This window comes from Photobacterium sp. TY1-4 (genome assembly GCF_025398175.1).
GTDB lineage: Bacteria > Pseudomonadota > Gammaproteobacteria > Enterobacterales > Vibrionaceae > Photobacterium.
In genome coordinates, this window is record NZ_CP099735.1 from 1,493,571 (window position 1) to 1,512,986 (window position 19,416).

Consider the following 19,416-nt stretch of genomic DNA (forward strand, 5'->3'; position numbering starts at 1 on the left):
AATCCTTACAGGCTGGCCCAGTCCTGATGCTTCTTGAGATGGGTTTCTAACGTCCGGCCGAGCTTGGTGAGCAGCCAGGACAACATGAAATAGGTCGCGCCGATCACCGGCCAGACGATAAACGGCTGCCAGGTGCGCTGATTCAGGATCTGCCCGACTTTGGTGATGTCCATGACGCCAATCACCGAGATCAGCGAGGTGACCTGAAGCTGGTTCACCGCCAGCCCGACCAAAGGTGCAATCGCCACTAGCAAGGCTTGCGGGGTAATGATCTTGGCGAGGACTTTCCACTCGCTCAGGCCGAATGAGCGCGCCGCTTCCACTTGCCCCTTATCGATGGAGGCCAGGGCGGAAACCACAATTACGGAGATGAAGGCCGCGGTATTGCCGGACAGGGTGATCACCGCTGCTTCCGTCGCGGTCATATCGACCCCCAGCAAAATGGGCAGGCCGAAGTAGATCAAGAACAGCTGCACCAGCACCGGGGAGTTTTTCAGAAACTCGCTGGTAAAGGTCGCGGCATGTCCCAGCCCAGGCACCTGATAATGGCGCGTGAGCGCGAGCAGCGTTCCCAGCACCGCGCCGATCAGGCTGGAGATCAGAAACACCTGCAGGGACACGCCGATGCCGCTGAGCAAGACGATGAAATCGTAGGGTACGAATGCGTTATTCGACACGGTTAATCCTCCAGGACAAATTGTTTGTTCAAACGGGCGTGCAGGCGTGAAATGGCCAGCGACAGGATGTAAGTCAGCACGCAGTAAAACAGCAGCAGCAAGAAATAGACTTCAAAGGGCCGGAAGGTTTCTGCGGCAATGATCTTGGCGGTGCCGGTGAGCTCATTCAGCGTGACCGTCGAGAGAATGGAAGTCGTCAGGATCAGGTTGATAAAAATCGACCCCAGCGGGCGAATGGCGTTGCGCAGTGCGATGGGCAAGATCACTTTCTGGTAGATCACCCGGCGCTTGAGGCCAAACGACTGGGCGGCTTCAATCACGTCTTTGTCCACCTGCAGCACACTGGCCCGCAGCACATCGGCGCAGTAGGCCCCGACGGCGAGTGACAGGGCAATTACGCCGGTGGTGTAGGGGTCGATGAAAATCCCGAGTTCAGGCAAGCCGTAGAAAATGAAAAAGACCTGAACGATAAACGGAATATTGCGGAAACAGTTGATGTATCCGTTGCCGAATCGGCTCTGCCACGGATGGCGGCTGACACAGGCAAACATGACGGCCAGGCCGACGCCAAAGCTGCCGAGAATCGCCAGAGAGCTGACCGTTGCGGTGATGATAAACCCGTCGGTAAAGGACCCGAAATATTGCGAGATGATACTGAGATCAAACATAAAACCGCCATCCAGTTGCAAAAGTGAAACCGATTTCACTTTAGGCGGTGATGGCTTATTCGCAATGTACAAAATAAGAATTTGCTATCTGGATCGGCTCAATTGAATGAAACAACGGTGTGTGTGCATAAAAAGATGTCGGGAAGGACTAACTTTTCATCATCGTGGATACTCTTGGATCGAAATATGCTTTATGCCGCAAAACACAAAACACAAAACACAAAACACAAAACACAAAGCACAAGGAACAAGCACATTTGGCGAGAAAAGTGGCGCATGAGGACGAATGGTGGCGTATCAAGGTACATGGTTTCCGTCACAGCGCCGGCTTCGCGCAAACGCTGGGGGATGTGACGGTTGAGCCGGTGCGAATTCCTTAGCTCTGAAGCTGCGCTTCAAAAATTTCCGGCATGGATTTGGCGGCGTTTTTGATCGACTCGGTAAAGCTGTGGAGCGATTTATGATGCCGGGTGTTGGTCGGGTAGGCGAGGTTATAGGGGTAGTAAATCGCCGGTTCAAATGGGCGGGTGACGACGCCGTTGGCGGCCCATACCCGGGCGGCGAACGGCTCCAGGACGCCGACGGCCAGCCCGGCGGCGATCATCGAATAGCCAGTGTGCGAGGTGTCGATAAACAGCTGCTTGCTGACCTTGGTTTCAACCGGCTCCAGCGCCTGGCCCAGTTTACTCCAGTAGGTCGGGTTGGAATCGAGGACAGTGAGCACCGACTCCCCGATCAGATCTTCGGCCGTGATGACGCTTTTTCGGGTCAGCGGGTGGTCATGACGGGCGGCGAAAACAAAACGCGCATTGCCGATAAATTCCTGCTCAATGCCGCTTAATTGCGGCAGTTGCAGCCCCACGGCCAGATCGACCGAGTTGGTTTGCAGCTTCATGACGATTTCCGCCATGCCGTCGGTGTGCACCACGATCCGCTCGTTTGGAAAATATTTCTTATGCTCGCTGAGCGCCAGCGGGAGCAGGGTGCTGGCAATTGCCGAGGTGCTGGCAATTTTGAGCTCTTTCGGCGCCCGGGTCCGGATATGGGCCGCTACTGATTGCAGCTTTTCCAACCCTAAAAAACTCTCCTCCACCGAGCGGAAAAACTCGGCTGCTTCGTGGGTCGGGTGCAGGCGTCCCTTGCGCCGTTCAAACAGCAAGAAACCGAGCGAGTGCTCCAGATCACTGATGAGTCGGCTGACCGCGGGTTGGGTGACGTGCATTTCCGCAGCGGCGGCGGCGGTGGTCCCGCGTAACATGATGTAGCGGAAGGCTTCAATCTGTCGAAATTTCATGGGTTGTCCATAACAAGTGCTAAGCCGTAACAAGTGTTTATTCACAGCAAGTGCTTATCCATCCCAAATGTTCATCCATAACATTTGTTTATCGACCATGCCTGAATATAAGTGGATGGTATTACATTTAGTTTACATGATGGACTTAGTTACACAATGCTCAGGAGACATCCCTCCCTGAGTTTCAGCCGTGGTTTCCTGTCATGCACGGAGGTGTGAAGGAGCCAATTTGCAGCCCAATGTACTGTCAGCACAAGGATGAACACGTGACCGATCCGTCTACATCTCAAATTCTTTCCGTCGAAAACTTATCGGTGGCTTTTGGCCCAAATCAGGTGATTGAGAACCTGAGCTTTTCCGTGGTGCCCGGTCGGACCCTGGCGATTGTCGGTGAATCCGGCTCCGGGAAATCGGTGACGTCGCAGTCGATCATGCGGCTGGCTGATATGAGCGGTGCCCGGTATGTCTCCGGTCGGATCCAGTATCGCGGGGCAGCGCAACCGGTCGATTTGTTGACGCTGACCCAGCCCCAGATGCGGCAGGTGCGGGGCAAAGAGATCGCGATGATTTTCCAGGAGCCGATGACCTCGCTCAACCCGGTGTTCACTATCGGCGATCAGCTCTGTGAAGCCTTGCTGCTGCATGAAAATCTCTCGAAATCCGAAGCGATGGCTGAAAGTCAGCACTTACTTGAAATGGTGCGCTTGCCGGATGCCAGGGAGATGCTCGGTCGCTATCCGCATCAGCTCTCGGGCGGCATGCGCCAGCGGGTGATGATTGCGATGGCGCTGGCATGTAAGCCGAAAATCCTGATCGCCGATGAGCCGACCACCGCCCTCGATGTGACCATTCAGGCGCAGATCCTGGCGATTATGGCGGATCTGCAAAAAGAGCTGAATATGGCAGTGATTTTCATCACTCACGACATGGGCGTGGTGGCTGAAATTGCCGATGATGTGGTGGTGATGTGGCAAGGCAAGAAAGTGGAGCAGGGCACGGTGCAGGACATCTTCGCCCGGCCGCAGCATCCGTATACCCAGGCGCTGCTGGCGTCGGTGCCTCGCCTCGGGAGTATGGCGGGCGAGCCTTTGCCCAAGCGTTTTCCGGTCACGGTGATGGAAGGCGGGATGCCGACCGTGGTCGGCGAAGAGCAGGTGCAGGACACCGCCGATTACAGCCAGCCGCCGCTGCTCAGTGTTCGTGATCTGGTGACCCGTTTTGATGCCCGCAAAGGTTTCTGGGGCCGGGTCACCCACCGCATTCATGCGGTCGAGCAGGTGAATTTTGATATCTACCCCGGTGAAACCCTGGCGCTGGTCGGGGAGTCCGGCTCCGGAAAATCCACCATCGGCCGTACCATTCAGCAATTGCAGGCGGCAACCAGCGGCACCATCAGCTTTGAAGGTCAGCCGTTAACGGCGTGCAGCAAGGCCGAGCAGCGCCGGTTGAAACAGGAAATTCAGTATATCTTTCAGGATCCGTATGCCTCACTGGATCCGAGAAAAACCATCGGCTTCTCCATTGCCGAGCCGATCAAAACCCATCGCCTGATCCAGGGCGAGCAGAACATTCGCCGGCGGGTGGCCGAGCTGCTGGAACGGGTCGGGCTGAGTCCCGAACATGCCTCGCGCTATCCCCATGAGTTTTCCGGCGGCCAGCGCCAGCGGATCTGTATTGCCCGGGCCCTGGCCTCGAACCCGAAATTAATCATTGCCGATGAAGCACTGTCTGCGCTCGATGTCTCCATTCAGGCGCAAATCATCAACCTGTTTATGGCACTGCAGGCGGAGTACGGCATTGCGTACCTGTTTATCAGCCACGATATGGCGGTGGTCGAAAAAATGAGTCACCGGGTCGCGGTGCTCTATCTGGGACAAATCGCCGAAATCGGCTCGCGCCGACAAATTCTGGAGACGCCGCAACACCCGTATACCCAACGCTTGCTGAGTGCGGTGCCCGTGGCGGACCCGAACCATGTCCGCACCAGCGTTCGTTTGACCGGAGACATTCCCAGCCCGATTCGGGCAGTCGGCGATGAGCCGAGCACCCTGGCTTATCTCGAAGTCGCCCCCGGCCACTTTGTCGCACAAGCCCCACAGGAAGGGGCACTCCAACCTACCTTTGACGGAGAATATTTCAATGATGAAGCACAACCCTCAACACTGGCTTAAGACCCTGTCGCTCACGGCCGGACTGACCTTTTCATCCCTGGCGATGGCGGGCGGAACGCTGACCGTCGCGTCGCCGCAGGACCCGGGCAGCTGGGATCCGGTGGACACTTTTTTGGTCAACTGGGCCTCGGTCGCCACCAATATTTATGACGGTCTGACCTATCGCGGTCCGGATCTGAAACTCCAGCCGGGTCTGGCGACCAACTGGGAGCTGCTCGATGACGGGCGGCGGATCCGCTTTACGCTGCGTCAGAACGTGACTTTCCATAATGGCGAGGCGTTTAACGCCAACGCGGTGAAGTTTACCTTTGATCGCCTGTTGGGCGAGGAAGGGAAAAAGGGCCCGCAACGCTCGAACTATACCGCGATTGCGCGGGTGGACATCGTTGATGACTACACGGTGGATTTCTTCCTCAACAAGCCTGATCCGGTGCTGCTGACCAAGCTGGCGGGCTACGGCGCGATGATTGTGCCTCCGAAATATATTGCCGAGAAAGGCGAGCAGTATTTCAACACCCATCCTGTCGGCACCGGGCCGTTTCAGTTTGTGAACTATGAGCCGAAAGTCGGCATTGAACTGAAAGCCTACGGTAATCACTGGGGCAGCGCGCCGAACATCTCGCAGCTGAACTATCGCTTTATTTCCGAGCCGTCGACCGCGGTTGCTGAGTTGCAGGCCGGCCGAGTGGATCTGGTGATCCCGCCGACCATTCCGATTGCGATGATCCCGACCATTGAAGCCAACCCGAAACTGTCGGTCGTGGCCACACCAAGCCCGACCGTATACGCGCTGCGCTTTAACTCAGAAAGCGGGATCACCCAAGATGAGCGGGTGCGCAAGGCGATGATTTACGGCGTGGATCGTAAGGCGATTATCGACTCGATCCTCGGCGGTCAGGCCGAGCAGATTGCCAGCTTCCAAAGCTCTATCTCATTCGGCAACGATCCGGCGATGCAGCCGCTGCCGTACGATCCGTCCAAAGCCATGCAGCTGCTGAAACAGGCTGGGGTGAAACCCGGCGCTAAGGTGCAGATTGATATTCGCGGCAACGATGCCACTTTTAACGAAGTGACGCAGGCGGTGGCCAGCTACCTGCAAATCATCGGCCTGAATGCCACCATCAAGCCGTACGAAACCAATGTGCTGCTGAACGATATTATCCCGGCGGGGAAAACCGGGGCGATGTTCCAGCAGTCCTGGGGCGGCTGGACCTTAGATTACGACAACACGGCGTACTTTATGTATCACACCGGCGAGAAGTGGAATCCGTATGACAGCGATCCTGAGCTTGATCAGCAGCTTGAATCGCAGCGTACCCTGCTGGATCCCGAGCAACGGGAAGCCATTCTGCAGTCGATTGCCCGTTATACCGCCAATCGCGCGCTGGAAATGCCGCTGTACAGTCTTAACGCCATTTACGGCGTGTCGAACCGGGTGAAAAACTTTACCCCGGTGCCGGACAGCCGCTTGCGCTTTACGGACGTCACCGTCGACTAAGCAGGACGACGTGCCCTTCAGGACGGAGGGCACGGATTGCCGTTTCAAGGAATTCTCATGACTAACTTTATTTTAAAACGCTTGCTGCAGGCGGTGTTTGTGCTGTTTGCGATCACCCTGGTGGTTGCCTACGCGATCCGAATGACGGGCGATCCGGCGCTGATGCTGACGCAGGGTGCAGGCAGTATTACCGAAGCCGATCTGGCGCTGATCCGCGAGGCGCTGGGGCTTAACAAACCGTTTCTGACCCAGTATGGCGAGTTTATCACCGGGCTGTTTGTCGGTGACTTCGGCAACAGCTTTTTGGGCGGCACACCGGTGTCTCAGCTCATCGAAATGTCTCTGCCGGCCACCTTTATGCTGGCGATCTCGGTGATGCTGGTGTCGATTGCGATTTCGATCCCGCTGGGGATCAAAGCCGCAACGGCGCGTGGCAAATGGGCCGATCAGCTGATCCGGATCTGCTCGCTGATTGGCTTGTCATTTCCCAACTTCTGGCTGGCGCTGATGATGGTGCTGGTGTTTTCCATCACCCTGCAATGGCTGCCACCGAGCGGCATGGACGGCTTCGCCAGCTTTGTGATGCCGTCGCTGACCATGGCGATTATTCTCACCGCGACCAATGTGCGGCTGGTCAGAACGGCGATGCTGGAAATCCTGCAATCTCAGTACATCATGGTGGCGCGCGCCAAGGGCGTCAGCGAAACGGCGGTGCTCTACAAGCATGCGCTGCGCAACTGTGCGATCCCGTTGATCACCTATTTCGGCCTGCAATTTGGCGGCCTGCTCGGCGGGATTGTGGTGATTGAAAAAGTCTTCAACTGGCCGGGGCTCGGCACACTGGCCTTTGAAGCGGTCGGGTCGCGGGATTACCCGGTGTTGCAGGCGGTGATCACCGTGCTGTCGATGCTCATCGTCGGGGTAAACCTTTTGGTCGATATTGCTTACGGCCTCATTGATCCACGCATCAGAACGGAGTAAGGCCGATGTCTACTGCAATGTCTTCTACACGATTTTCCGGGCTGAAAAACCTGGAGTTTATCCTCGGCGCCACGCTGACGGGCGGCATTATTTTGCTGGTGCTGCTGTCGGATGTGATTTTTCAGGATGCCGCGAGTCAGATTAACTTATCGGCCCGGCTGATTGCGCCCTTCACCGATGCCAGACACTTTTTCGGCACTGATCCGCTGGGCCGGGATGTGCTGGCCCGCGTTGTGGCCGGGGGTACGGTGTCGCTTCAGGTCGGCTTTTTGTCGGTGCTGGGGGCGGTGATCTTCGGCGTTATCATGGGGTTAGTGTCCGGTTACTATCGCGGGATCTGGGATGTGATCGTGATGCGCTGCGCGGACATCCAACTGGCGATGCCGTTTATTTTGCTGGCGATCACTTTCATTGCCATTGTCGGCGGCGGCCTGACCAACATGATCATTTTGCTGATTGTCTCGCAGTGGGTGCAATATGCCCGCTTGGTGCGCGGTTCGGTGTTGTCGCTGCGGGATCGGGAGTTCATCCAGTCGGCCAAAGCGATTGGGGTCAGCCATTTCAGTATCCTGTTCCGTCATCTGCTGCCGAACCTGATTGGCCCGGTGATTGTGCTGATGACGCTCAATGTAGCGAACAACATTCTGCTGGAAAGTAGCCTGACGTTTCTGGGGCTGGGCGTCGATCCGCTGACTCCGAGCTGGGGCGGGATGCTCGCCGATGGCCGGACCTATATCCAGACGGCGTGGTGGGTGAGTGTGTTCCCGGGACTGGCGATCCTGCTCACCGTGCTGGGGCTGAACCTGCTCGGGGATTGGCTCCGCGATAGCCTGGATCCGACCGGGAGAACATCACGATGAGCCAGATTTTTACCACCACTATTCCTTCCTCGCTGGTGGACCTTGTCGAGCAATTGCGGGATCCCCGTTATCACGGCTGCACGGTCGAGGCCTGGGTGTTCAGTGATCGCGCGTCACGCCAGACGGCGGAAGCGTCATTGCGAGCGATTGGGGTTCAGGCCCGGATCCACAGCGCCTATAAGCCGCTGCTGCAATTTTTCCTCGAAGATGTGCCGCAAGACGGGTTGCTTGAACCGACAGTGCCAAGTGAATCGGCCGATTCGCTGGAAGCGATCGAGATCACCTATCCGGTTCGCGAGCATGCCGATCCCAAACGGTTCCTGTTGGAAGCGTACCCGCTGGCGGCGCTGATCCGCTGCGACAACCTGACGTTTATCCCGGATGACGGAGAGCCGGACCATTACACCGTGACCGCGCATTGGGTGTCGGGCGAGGTGCGTCGCTTTTCGGTGTTTGCGCCCAACCATGTTCATGTGTCCGCCTGCGAGACAACTTACCTGTCCCCGACGGGCTGGCTGCGGGTTGATGATCGCGCGGGGAATCGGGTTCGCGATGAGCGTTTCATCACCGACTATGAAAAGGCATTTGCCACGGTGATGACGCAGATTCAGAACCATGACTGGCCGGTGCAGGGGCCGTATTTCGAGCAACTGGAGATTCATGTAGCCGTTCCGGCTTGCGATGAGCCGATGGGCTACGGGCATGAAGTGGTCAGCCTGAAAGAAGCGCTGCATGAGGATCTGTATTTTTCGGTTCAGGAGTGGTTTAAGTTTCGCGAAGGCAAAGATCTGAATGACCGGAATAGTCAGCCTGGACAAATTATTCCGCTGATTGATGCTGCGGAAGGGCCGGATTACGCCATTGAAATCCGGTTGGGGCACCATAGTGAGGGGCTGATACGGGACGCCGAATATGACGCGCCGACGCTGGCGTTGGATACGGTCGGTGCACCTCTGCCGGTGGCACTGGTTGGTCAAGCCCTGGCGGACATTCCGGGTCAGGCCATTGAAGTCAGCGCCTACTCCGGCCGGACGGTACGGGCAAAGTATCATCCGGGTGCGGACAAGGCGGTGATGATCAGCGGTGGTCAGCATGCCAACGAAACCACCGGGGTGGTGGGCGCTTTGCGCGCGGCGACGGTATTGGCGCAGCAAGCAGAGGCGCATTTCGTGATTTCGCCGCTGGAGAATCCCGACGGTTATGCACTGCATCAGGCGCTGATCCAGGACAATCCGCACCATATGCACCACGCCGCTCGCTATACGGCGCTGGGGGATGATCTCGAATACCGTACCGGGGATGCGTTGTACGAAAAGGCCATTCGGCATCGGGCCGTTGAGCACAGTGGTGCCGGGTTGCACCTGAACCTGCATGGTTACCCGTCGCATGAATGGACGCGGCCCCTGTCCGGATATGTTCCGGCCGGTTTTGAAATGTGGACCATCCCGAAGGGCTTTTTCTTAATCGTCCGTCATCGGGACACCCCGGAATGGGCGGAGTATGCCGAGCGTTTTATTCACGAGCTGACACTGGCGCTGGGCCATCTGTCTGAGGTGCTGGCGCTGAATCGGGCGCAGACGACGCTGTATCAGCAACACGCCGGAGAAACCGGATTTCAAATCATCAATGATTTTCCGTGCCTGATTTCCGCCGTTACCCAGTGCGATGTGCCGCTGCAGATCATCACCGAATACCCGGATGAAACGATCTACGGCGCGGATTTCATTGCCGGGCATGACGTGCAGAGCGCAACCGTGCTGGCGGCCTATCAGATCCATCAGCGATTATCTCAGCCAGCGTGTTGAGGTCTTCTGACGCGGTTGAATGATTGAACATCAGCAGCACTTCGGTGCTGCTGTTGTTTTTGGATATAGGATGGTAGTGACGTTGTCATATATCGCGGTCACTTACCAATGATTCGTAAAACACATAAATGTGATCGGTTGCGTATCTTTTGGGGCCAGTGACAGGTAGGTTTTCTGGCGGTGCGCGGTATCGCTCTGTAACCAGCGGTGATTTATCTTTCCGCTCTGATCCCGGTTCTTTATACCAACCGTTACTTATGCAAGGATTCATCGGTGTTCGGTGGGTGCCCCAGTGGCTCTTTTTCTTCTCCCAAATCGCTTAAATGCTCATCAACGATTGCTTCGACCTGTTTGAGCTGCTCGGGCGCAGCGGCGGTTACTGAATCCAGTAGCCCGGTCACGCAGTGTTCAATATTGATTTTCTCCCGGTCCGGGGCTCGGAGACTGGCAACATTTTCAGCCATGGCGTCGACATATTCCTGGCTAAACGCCTGTATTTGTTCCGGGTTGGTTTGGGCCAGGGTGTCTACAACATTGGCCTGCTGTGCTTGCGCGACGAAGGCAATGTTGGCCAGCAGGGTTAAGGCGTTTTCCGGCTCTTTGTCGAGTAACCAGGTGACCAGCGCTTCAACCTGTTCCGGAGTCCCCTGGGCCAGGCGGTTGGCAATATCAACCGCCAGCTCGGAGTTGAGCATCGTCAGCGCCCGAAACAGCAGCACAGTATCGACTTCCGGGAACTGAGCGGCTTTTTCAGTCAGCGTAGCCGCCCAGTCCGGCCGGGCGGCTGACATCGCGCGGATAAAGGCTATCGCATTATTCGGATGTTCGGCGGCTAGTCGCTCGAGTTCATCCATGGCTTGTTCTAAGTCTTCGGATGTTTCCCGGTATGCCGTTCGCGGATCCAGCTCTTCATGGATGGTGTTGGGGTTGTGCATCACAAAGGTTTCCTGCGCTTCCACCGTGATGGGGGCTGCGACCTTCATGCGGTACAGGGTAAAGGCAATCAGCAGTAGTTCGACGGCCAGCATGAACCCGAATACCGCCACTTCTCCCTGGTGTTGCATCACGACGGTCGCACTATAGGGCGCAATCATCGCGCCGGTGGCATACACACTGAGTAAGCCGGCCAGTACCGGAACCAGCTGCTCTTGCCGGGCCTGGTCGAAGGCTTCTGAGATACTGAGCGGGTAGAGGCAGGCGATGATCCCCATGGTGATGGCACTACAGAGCAACGCAGCGCCAAAAAGTCCTGCTGCGACGGTAGCCGGCAAAGCCAGGGTGGTCAGGGACAGGAGCAGACAGCAGCCCAGAATGACTTTTTTGCGCTCGAAGCGGTCAGACAAGTAGCCGATGGGCAGTTGAAGCACAATGCCGCCCACCATTGCGGCACCCATGAACAAGGACAGCCTGAGCCCGGTGATGTGTTCACTGCCCGCATACAGGGGCAGCAAGTTGACCATGGCCGAATAGAGCATGCCGCATAGAAAGCCGGTGACGACGCCCTGAGGAGACAGGGCAAACAGTTGTCGCAGCGGGAACAGGGGCGTCTGCTCGATACTCGGCTCGTAATGAGACACAAAAACCAGCGGTGTGATCGACAAACTGAACAGGATGCCGCACAGGACAAACAGGGTACTTCCGCTTGGCGGCGAGATGAGCAGGGCAAACTGGCCCAGGGTGAGCGCTGTCAAGATAACTAACTGGTTGATCCCCAGAATCCGTCCCCGGTTTTGCTCGTTTGAGACACTGCCGAACCAGGAGTCGAGGGTGACGCAGGCGCATGCAATGCAGAACCCCATCAGGCCGCGCATGGCTGCCCAAAGGTAAACCTCATCACGCAATCCCATCAGCAGAATCGCTGTGGCCGTCAGGCTGCCACACATGGCAAACGTGCGCACCTGGCCGATCTGGTTCAGGATGCGCTTGGCAATATTGGCCCCGAGCAGGAATCCGAAGGAGTACATGGACAGAATAAAACCGGAGACCGGCAGGCTGATATTGTCGGTCGCGAGCCGAACCGGCAGCAAAATACCACTCAGCCCATGCCCTGTCATCAGGATCAAAGAGCTGACAAACAGGAGTATCAGCGGTTGCAATGTCGCGGTAATGGACACGATAGTGCCTCCCCGGATCCAGTGAATGCGCGGTGATCACGCCATGATTATTTATCAGCATATACTCGTGCTTTGCGTCGTCGCATTATGAACAACTATAGAGGTCGATTAGCCGTTCAGTGGGCCAGACTGGCTCAGGAACGCTGTTGCGACCCGAGACGTGAGATCACTTTCACGCAAAAAAAACGATGGTGTATGCCATCAAGCAAATTGGCACCAGCGTGATGAGTGTCGATGGTTTCATTCGCCGATCCGGCGTTGGAAACGCGTTCACTGTGCTGTCGCAGCAACACCATCTGGATGTGTGATTGTTTTTTATGCAAATAAGATAACTGTTTACTCGCGGCTGCTTCCGGGTCACAGATCGCGCATCAGGATCTCAAATTCATCTTCGCCTCATGAATCAACCGGATAAGCTCTTTCGCATCTTCCCTCGAAAGTTCTATACGCCAGCAGTGCTATTTCTGTTGGCTGTGTTTCTGGCAAAACAGGATGGTTATTTTGCCATCTTTTTGAAAGGATAAATCTTCAAAATCTCCATCCAGTCTCTTCTGCTCATCATTGGCATCGATGTGAAGGGTCCCAGTGGGATTGATGGTGACCTGTACTTTCGGATGTATTTATTGGCGAGGATATAGGCGCGGCGTTTGGCAAACATGGTTCTTATCCCGTTCCGTGCGATGAGAATAAATATTCAAATTATAGTGCTGAGAAACATCGCTGCCACTCTAAATTAAGGCGGGTTGACTGATCGCAAATTCTGTTGTTTTAGGCCGGGCAGTCGCAGATGTGCAGTTGGTGACATGAAGGAAGTGCACTCGCAGCGGCGCGATTCTTGTGTACGTGTGAGGGGGCTGTTGGCTGAACGATGCAACCCCCTCATTTCGTGTTACGGTTGGTGTTTCCAGCCACTTCAGACCGGATAACCGTTGGCATTCCGGAGCACTAAGACCCGGTCTTCCTTGCGAACTTCGGCGGCAATCAGTGCTGCGTTCTGGTCTTGTAGTCGTTAATCATCTATTTGATGTAAGAATCCAGAACTTTCAGCACCACGTCCAGATCGGCCTCGCGCTTCTTGAGATCTTCTTCGAGCACAATATGCTCAATCAAGTGGCCTTTAATCACTTCTCGCATGAGCCCATTCACGGCGCCGCGAATGGCCGCAATTTGTTGGAGTACATCCTGGCACTCGTGCTCTACTTCCAGCATATTTTTCAGACCATTCACCTGCCCTTGTATTTTACTGACACGAGCATTGAGTTTCTTTTGATCTCGGGTGGTATGAGACATGACATCTCTCTACGTAATGAAAACACGGATTCTAGCCGATAATATATCATTGAAATGATACTGGGGGGTAGTATTGGGTACTGGGGGGGAGTATAGTTCGCACTCAATCAATCACAATAAAGAGGGTGGGCAATGGACTTCGCAGCATTACTACAACAGGGAAATGGTTGGTTTTTCATCCCGAGCGCTATTCTTTTAGGGGCTTTGCATGGCTTGGAGCCCGGGCATTCCAAAACCATGATGGCAGCGTTTATTGTTGCGGTAAAAGGGACCGTCAGACAGGCGGTAATGCTCGGCTTAGCGGCGACACTTTCTCATACGGCCATTGTTTGGTTGATCGCGGTGGGTGGTATGTATGTTAGCCAGAAATTTACCGCCCAAGCCGTAGAGCCCTGGATGCAGCTCATCTCTGGGGTGATTATTCTCGCGACAGGGATCTGGATGTTCTGGAGAACGTGGCATGGTGAACGCGCATGGCATCGAGCCCGCGGTCATGCGCATGACTGGACAACGCAAGTTGTGGACACCGGGCATGGGCACCTGTCCCTTTCGATTGTTGAAGAGGGTTTGCACCACCGCTTTCAGCTGAAAATGCTCAACGGCAAGCCATTGAAATCCGATGAAGTTCAGCTCTCCATTGCAACACATTCAGGTAAGCCTTCGGACACGTATCATTTTGTTGCCCGAGATGGCTATCTGGAGTCTGCCTCCTGTATTGAAAACACGGAAAACCTCTCTGTGACCTTGGTGATTGGCCATCATGATCATACCCATGATTTTGAGGTTCACTTTCATGACTATGTTCATGACGGGGCTGAGAATCAAGAATATCAGGATGCTCACGAGCGATCGCATGCTTTAGATATCCAAAAACGTTTTGGGAATCGCGATGTGACGAACGGGCAAATCCTGCTCTTCGGGTTAACCGGTGGTCTGATCCCATGTCCTGCTGCTGTCACGGTGTTGTTAATCTGTCTCCAACTGAAGGCGATGACCCTGGGCGCAACCTTGGTTGTGTCATTCAGCGTAGGGTTGGCACTGACTCTCGTTGCTGTGGGGATTGTGGCAGCAGTTGGTGTGCAAAAAGCAACGTCTAAATGGAGCGGATTAAATGATGTCGCTCGCCGTGCGCCTTATCTCTCGGGTGTATTGATTAGCGCGGTAGGGCTATACATGGGGATGCACGGATACACGGCCCTAATAAGCTAGAATCTACTGTACTGCTTAGATTTTTCGTTTTCAGCAAAGGGTAACGGCCGTCTGTTATGGATAATAACCAAATACATACTCACCGCAGGGGTTGTGGTACTGATATCTGAAGTCGCGAATAGAAGTGATAAAGTCGGAGCGCTGATGCTTGATAACTGCCGTGTGACTCGCAGCTGGTGACATGAGGAATGTGCACCAGCTGAAGTTATCATCTTAAAGTTGATATGATGGCGAGGTATCTGAGTTCACGAAAGCTTACTTCAGGCTTTCATTAAGATAAACATGTGGTAGCCAAACTCCTCGGCAAACTGGGTACAGACGTTCACCTCATGCTTGATATCTTTCAGGGCCGCAGAAGAAGGCATTGAAGGTTCAAGCTCGGCGACTCTCTCGCTTAACGGGGTGTAGTAATTGAGCCGGGCTGTTTCACTTTGCGGGAAGTGTTCAATCACTTGATATCCGGCTTTCTCCATTTGCTTGAGCCGCGTTTGCACGCATTGAATATCCGGATACGCCTGTTTCCAAAACGCAATAGGCTCGCTGCTCGGAGTCTGCGTTCGCCAAACCATATCGCTGATCACCAGGTAGCCCTGCTCACGTAGAACTGGTTTCCATTCCGCCAGCGCTTTTTCGATCCCCATGATGTAAGCACAGCCTTCGGCCCAAATCAGGTCAAAGCTTTTATTGCTGAAAGGCAAGTCCGTCATACTGGCGCAAATAGTTTCGAGTCGATCGGAGATCACCTCTGGCTTGAACCGTTGTATCACTTGGTTCAGTGCAGACTGTTCGTTGTCGATCACGGTGATTTTGGCTTCACTCTGCTCGACCAGAACTGTTGTTGCCAGTCCTTTGCCGCAACCGACTTCAAGAATTGTTCTCGGTGCTTTGGGTACCAGCGACAGTGCTTTTCGGGTATCTTCCTCACTGCCAGGTCCCCATCGTTCCAAGGTTTCGAAAACTTTCATAAAGTCGGCCATATATAAATCGTGTTCGTTCATGTCTTTTGATAACCATCTCAGTCGCAAAGCTTCTTTCTCACTAAAGCCTTGTTTGATTAACCAGTCCAGATGCGCATCCGGCGCTACAGTCTCGAGACTTTGATGCCAGGCTTTCAGATCGCCCTCTCCAAGCATGGCTGTAAGAAGCAGTCGTGACTGTTGCTTTCGCGCTATCTCTTCATCAAGCGCCTTCAGGCGGTTTCGTAACAGTTGCTTATCCACTTTCGCCTCAAGGCATACCTTGCACTCTTGTAGGGTTAAGCCGCCGGCCTGCAAGCGCTGAATCAAACGGACACGTTGCAGATCGTTATCACTGTATACCCGGTAGCCATTTTCCAATCGATGACCTGAGATAAGTCCTTGCTTTTCGTAGTAAAGTATTGCCGTTCGTGATAGCCCTACTTTCGCCGCAAGTTCAGAGATCTGATACACAGTGATAAGCCCTTTGTCCGTTGATGGTTTGAGAGGATGAACTATAAAGCTATAGACAGGTCAATGAATATTTTCTAATTGTCCCTGATAAATGATGGTTACCCGGCGATTGGTTTGCCTGTATTGCTTGTGCAATCGGTCACTGGCTTGCTGCTGGCGATGATCACGGGTCGGGCGAAAGGAAACCGGCAGCCGAAGCTGGAAAGCCATCGCAAAGCTGCGCTGGTATTTGTGGCCAGTTGCGGGCTTGTGCTGGCGTCGGTTGTATTACTGATGATTTGATGTTTGAGAGAAATCGTGGTCGAGAAAAATAAAGAGGTTCAGCTTCCCCTGCAGGCAAGTTTAGGGTGGCTCGTGGCTGTATTGGGGGGCCAAATGGCCGATTCCCTGGATCAGCGACTGAAAGCACTGGAGTTGAATATGGGGCTCTGGCCCACTCTGTTTGTGTTGTGGTGACTCAGTCGGAGCTGGCAGCACGTTGCCAGACGGCGAACTACACCACCACCCGGGTACTCGATACGCTGGAAAAACTGGCGCTGGTGGAGCGGCGAAAGCATCCGACCAGCCGACGGGCCTATCAGATTTTTCTTACCGAGCAAGGACGCGCGCTGGAAGCGGAAGCCACGGCGTTAGCCAAAGCCTGCAACCACGAATTTCTGTCCGCACTGTCGGAAGCTGAGCGCGATCTTTTGAAGTGACCTGCATGATTTGCTGATCCGGTTTAACTTTCCGGCTTTTCGGCCGATAAACAATACTGTCTGCGTATAAGAAATGGGATAAACCCCACACTGAGTGGGTTGTTGCATATTTGTAACGGCTTTATGATGAGCTTTCCATCAGTTATCGGACCAGTCGTCTGACCAACTTTCTCGTAACAGATGCCGACCTGATTCCGGCTGTTTGCGTTCCCCACAATGTTTTGTGTGACTGGGAATGGCTGAAATCAAGAAAAGAACACAACGCGTCTCAGCGTGGCTATAAGGTTATTCACAGTGAAAAAAATTATCTTACTTGTTGTCAGTGCGATGTTTGCGATAGCCGCAATCGCCAGTATTACTTCGACCTCCTATATCTCCCACCATGAAATCGACAGCATCATCCTCAAGCGCTCTCAGGCTCAGGCCGAATTGCTGGCTAAACATGTGGAGTATGTACTGGAGACATCCGCACAACCTCAAGCTGATCTTCAGGCGCTGGTTCAATCGCTGAAACAGCGGGGAGACATCAGTTATGCGGTGGTGATTGATAAAAATATTCAGGCAATTGCCCACAGTGATACGCAGAAGCTGAATAAAGTGTATGACGACAGCTATACCGTTGCCGGTGCCGGGAGTGGGAAAGCGCAGCACCTGAAATGGTATGCCGATGTCCAGCAGGTGTGGGTGTATGACATTATGACCCCGGTGTATGTCAACGGTGCGCTGTATGGCTCCTTTGATGTCGGGATCCCGATTACCGAAGTGAGTGATGCCGCGGAAGAGATCGTCGTAGCGCAGTTGTCGGCGATTGTCGCAATTTTCCTGTTGTGTGCCGCGGTACTGGTATGGGTACTGGGCCGGTTGTTTAAACCTTTGGTCGGCTTGCAGCATGCCCTGGTTGATATTTCCCGCGGGGACGGCGATTTGACCGTCAGGCTGCCGGTGGACGGGAAAGATGAGATTGCCCAGATCTCCGAGTCGTTCAACATCTTTGTCGCCAAGATTGACGGGATTGTCAGCCAGGTGGTGAAAACCGGTCAGGATCTCGGTCATTCGGCGGCCGAGCTGCGTCATCAGTCGGTACAGGCATTGTCGCGCGGACAAGATCAAAGCGAGCAAACCCTGCTGGTGGTGACCTCGATGAATGAAATGATCGCCACCATTAACGAAATTTCCCAGAATGCGGCGGGCGCGGCGGAATCAGCTGGCCATGCCAATGACGAGACTCAGGCCGGTCGCACAACCTTGCAGGGCGCGACGCATACCATGACGGATCTGGCGGGAGAAATGGACCAGATGTCCGGCGTGGTGACCAATCTGGCTCAACGGACCCAGTCGATTGGCTCGATTCTGGAAGTGATCCGCGGGATTTCTGATCAGACCAACCTGCTGGCGCTGAATGCGGCCATTGAAGCGGCGCGGGCCGGAGAAGCCGGTCGTGGTTTCTCGGTAGTTGCCGATGAAGTGCGGAACCTGGCGACCAAAACAGCATCGTCGACCGATGAGATCCAAACCATGATCGATCAGCTGCAGCTGGAAGCCGGAAAAGCGGTGAATGCGATGGATAGCAGTAAGGCGCTGACCGCGGCCGGAACCGAGGCGACCGAGCAGGCGTTCGCAGCTTTGGAAGCGATTACAGCACAGGTTCGGATGATTCTGGATATGAACACTCAGGTGGCGACGGCAACCGAGGAGCAGTCCAGCGTGGCGAATGAAATCAACCAGAATATGGATACCGTCAACAATTCGGTCAAAGCCGGATTGGACGCCAGCCATAAACTGGAGCAAACGTCGCAGCACCTGGACGATTTAGCCAGGGCTCTGGATCGCCATGTGGGTTCTTTTAAAGTCTCACACTGAGGATTGTCCTGTAGCGGTGTGAGAGATGAATGTGAAAGCCCCTGACTTGAGTCAGGGGCTTTTTCTTTGAATATCAATAAACTTATCAACAATTTATTTGTGGGGCAGGCATCGCATTCTGGTTGACGAGCTGACATCAAATGCACTTGATTGCTGCTAATCTTGTCGCATCTGGTTCGGACCATGGAGCAAATGATGAAAAAGTTAGGACTTACTTTCGGCGTGTTGGTGTTGAGCGGCTGTACCCAAATGACGGCACAGCAAGAATCTCAATCTGCCGCCGAAGCAACATCGACATCTACTACACCAACAACGACAGCAATATCAGGAACAACTGTAGCAGTTGCAGCGGCACAGGCATGTCAGGGAGAGATGTCATTACCCCAGGGGATCGCGGCCCATTTTGAAGCGGCCGATGATCCTGCGCTGCTCAGCAGCGCTTTGGGGGAGCCGGAGCAGGGCAAGCTCTGTCAGGGGCAGGTGTATCAGAGTAAGCCAGATGCCAAGGTGGTGCTCTTTCGGGCCTGGAACAGCACCAACCCGAACAGCCAGTTTGGCCAGTGGTGGGCGTTCCATCAACCGTCCGGAAAGATCGCGGCCTATCGTTCGGATTATGAAATCTGCTACCAGTGGTCGCCGCTGGATAAACTCGTGAGCTGTACGCTGAAACCCGGCACGAAAGTCGTGGTCGGGAACGGGCAAAGTGCCAAATGCTCGGCGTACCTGACTTATCCTACGTCCGAGAAGCAGCAGGTTTATCTGGTCGATGCGGCTAATGCGGTGATGGATTGTTCGGTCTATGACGGCGTGATGAGCTGGCAGTAAATGGTAACGACGCCCTTCCGCTCATGCCGGCTCAAT

General features: G+C 54.6%; 16 protein-coding genes. 10 read left to right on the plus strand and 6 right to left on the minus strand.

The genetic code is table 11. The annotated features are described in order from the left end of the window. Window positions 1-5: 5 nt before the first annotated feature. The 3 genes from NH461_RS23410 to NH461_RS23420 all read right to left on the minus strand — a co-directional run bounded on the left by NH461_RS23410 (window position 6) and on the right by NH461_RS23420 (window position 2,639). Window positions 6-677 (minus strand): amino acid ABC transporter permease, encoded by a 672-nt coding sequence (locus NH461_RS23410; RefSeq protein ID WP_261603360.1) that lies wholly within the window; start codon window positions 675-677, stop codon window positions 6-8. A 2-nt stretch (window positions 678-679) separates the two neighbouring features. Beyond that, window positions 680-1,345 carry an amino acid ABC transporter permease gene (locus NH461_RS23415; RefSeq protein WP_261603361.1) on the minus strand — a complete coding sequence of 222 codons (666 nt, stop codon included), beginning with the start codon at window positions 1,343-1,345 and terminating at the stop codon, window positions 680-682. 376 nt (window positions 1,346-1,721) lie between these two features. Beyond that, the gene (locus NH461_RS23420) at window positions 1,722-2,639 is read right to left on the minus strand and encodes a LysR family transcriptional regulator (RefSeq protein WP_261603362.1); all 918 of its coding nucleotides are present in this window, start codon (window positions 2,637-2,639) and stop codon (window positions 1,722-1,724) included. Between the two features lie 266 nt (window positions 2,640-2,905). Between NH461_RS23420 and NH461_RS23425 the strand changes: the two genes are divergently transcribed. From NH461_RS23425 to NH461_RS23445, 5 genes are read left to right on the plus strand one after another with little or no spacing between them, the layout of a single operon-like run. After that, complete coding sequence (locus NH461_RS23425; RefSeq protein ID WP_261603363.1) at window positions 2,906-4,810, plus strand: dipeptide ABC transporter ATP-binding protein; 1,905 nt, start codon at window positions 2,906-2,908, stop codon at window positions 4,808-4,810. Next, complete coding sequence (locus tag NH461_RS23430) at window positions 4,779-6,308, plus strand: ABC transporter substrate-binding protein (protein ID WP_261603364.1); 1,530 nt, start codon at window positions 4,779-4,781, stop codon at window positions 6,306-6,308. The genes NH461_RS23425 and NH461_RS23430 overlap by 32 nt, the downstream gene beginning before the upstream one ends. Window positions 6,309-6,365: 57 nt before the next feature. Beyond that, window positions 6,366-7,289, plus strand: coding sequence for an ABC transporter permease (locus NH461_RS23435; protein ID WP_261603365.1), 924 nt, complete (start codon window positions 6,366-6,368; stop codon window positions 7,287-7,289). 5 nt (window positions 7,290-7,294) lie between these two features. Continuing rightward, window positions 7,295-8,149 carry an ABC transporter permease gene (locus NH461_RS23440; protein ID WP_261603366.1) on the plus strand — a complete coding sequence of 285 codons (855 nt, stop codon included), beginning with the start codon at window positions 7,295-7,297 and terminating at the stop codon, window positions 8,147-8,149. Beyond that, window positions 8,146-9,954 carry a M14 family zinc carboxypeptidase gene (locus NH461_RS23445; RefSeq protein WP_261603367.1) on the plus strand — a complete coding sequence of 603 codons (1,809 nt, stop codon included), beginning with the start codon at window positions 8,146-8,148 and terminating at the stop codon, window positions 9,952-9,954. Before NH461_RS23440 ends, NH461_RS23445 begins: the two co-directional genes overlap by 4 nt. Before the next feature lie 251 nt (window positions 9,955-10,205). Here NH461_RS23445 and NH461_RS23450 read toward each other — a convergent pair whose 3' ends face one another. Continuing rightward, window positions 10,206-12,068, minus strand: a complete 1,863-nt coding sequence (locus NH461_RS23450) for an MFS transporter (protein WP_261603368.1) — start codon at window positions 12,066-12,068, stop codon at window positions 10,206-10,208. Between the two features lie 1,017 nt (window positions 12,069-13,085). Further along, window positions 13,086-13,358, minus strand: coding sequence for a Ni(II)/Co(II)-binding transcriptional repressor RcnR (rcnR, locus tag NH461_RS23455; RefSeq protein ID WP_261603369.1), 273 nt, complete (start codon window positions 13,356-13,358; stop codon window positions 13,086-13,088). Window positions 13,359-13,490: 132 nt separating this feature from the next. Between rcnR and NH461_RS23460 the strand changes: the two genes are divergently transcribed. Then, window positions 13,491-14,567 (plus strand): nickel/cobalt efflux protein RcnA, encoded by a 1,077-nt coding sequence (locus tag NH461_RS23460; RefSeq protein WP_261603370.1) that lies wholly within the window; start codon window positions 13,491-13,493, stop codon window positions 14,565-14,567. A gap of 260 nt (window positions 14,568-14,827) precedes the next feature. On the opposite strand, the gene NH461_RS23465 is transcribed toward NH461_RS23460, so the two are convergent. Continuing rightward, entirely contained in the window at window positions 14,828-15,997 is a 1,170-nt protein-coding gene (locus NH461_RS23465; RefSeq protein ID WP_261603371.1) for a MerR family transcriptional regulator, read from the minus strand. 78 nt (window positions 15,998-16,075) lie between these two features. Between NH461_RS23465 and NH461_RS23470 the strand changes: the two genes are divergently transcribed. The 4 genes from NH461_RS23470 (at window position 16,076) to NH461_RS23485 (ending at window position 19,380) form a co-directional block, all read left to right on the plus strand. After that, on the plus strand, window positions 16,076-16,279 hold the full coding sequence (locus NH461_RS23470) for a hypothetical protein (protein WP_261603372.1): 204 nt from the start codon (window positions 16,076-16,078) through the stop codon (window positions 16,277-16,279). A gap of 170 nt (window positions 16,280-16,449) precedes the next feature. Beyond that, entirely contained in the window at window positions 16,450-16,695 is a 246-nt protein-coding gene (locus tag NH461_RS23475) for a MarR family winged helix-turn-helix transcriptional regulator (RefSeq protein ID WP_261603373.1), read from the plus strand. Window positions 16,696-16,989: 294 nt separating this feature from the next. Further along, a complete protein-coding gene (locus NH461_RS23480) occupies window positions 16,990-18,555 on the plus strand; it encodes a methyl-accepting chemotaxis protein (protein ID WP_261603374.1) in 1,566 nt (521 codons plus the stop codon). Between the two features lie 372 nt (window positions 18,556-18,927). Beyond that, window positions 18,928-19,380: a hypothetical protein gene (locus NH461_RS23485; protein WP_261604621.1), complete on the plus strand. Its 453-nt coding sequence runs from the start codon at window positions 18,928-18,930 to the stop codon at window positions 19,378-19,380. Window positions 19,381-19,416: the final 36 nt, after the last annotated feature.

Coding starts and splice junctions, on each gene's coding strand:
- NH461_RS23415 (WP_261603361.1), bottom strand. CDS start 1,345: ATGTTTGATCTCAGTATCATCTCGCAATATTTCGGGTCCTTTACCGAC.
- NH461_RS23420 (WP_261603362.1), bottom strand. CDS start 2,639: ATGAAATTTCGACAGATTGAAGCCTTCCGCTACATCATGTTACGCGGG.
- NH461_RS23430 (WP_261603364.1), top strand. CDS start 4,779: ATGATGAAGCACAACCCTCAACACTGGCTTAAGACCCTGTCGCTCACG.
- NH461_RS23435 (WP_261603365.1), top strand. CDS start 6,366: ATGACTAACTTTATTTTAAAACGCTTGCTGCAGGCGGTGTTTGTGCTG.
- NH461_RS23440 (WP_261603366.1), top strand. CDS start 7,295: ATGTCTACTGCAATGTCTTCTACACGATTTTCCGGGCTGAAAAACCTG.
- NH461_RS23445 (WP_261603367.1), top strand. CDS start 8,146: ATGAGCCAGATTTTTACCACCACTATTCCTTCCTCGCTGGTGGACCTT.
- rcnR (WP_261603369.1), bottom strand. CDS start 13,358: ATGTCTCATACCACCCGAGATCAAAAGAAACTCAATGCTCGTGTCAGT.
- NH461_RS23460 (WP_261603370.1), top strand. CDS start 13,491: ATGGACTTCGCAGCATTACTACAACAGGGAAATGGTTGGTTTTTCATC.
- NH461_RS23485 (WP_261604621.1), top strand. CDS start 18,928: ATGTCATTACCCCAGGGGATCGCGGCCCATTTTGAAGCGGCCGATGAT.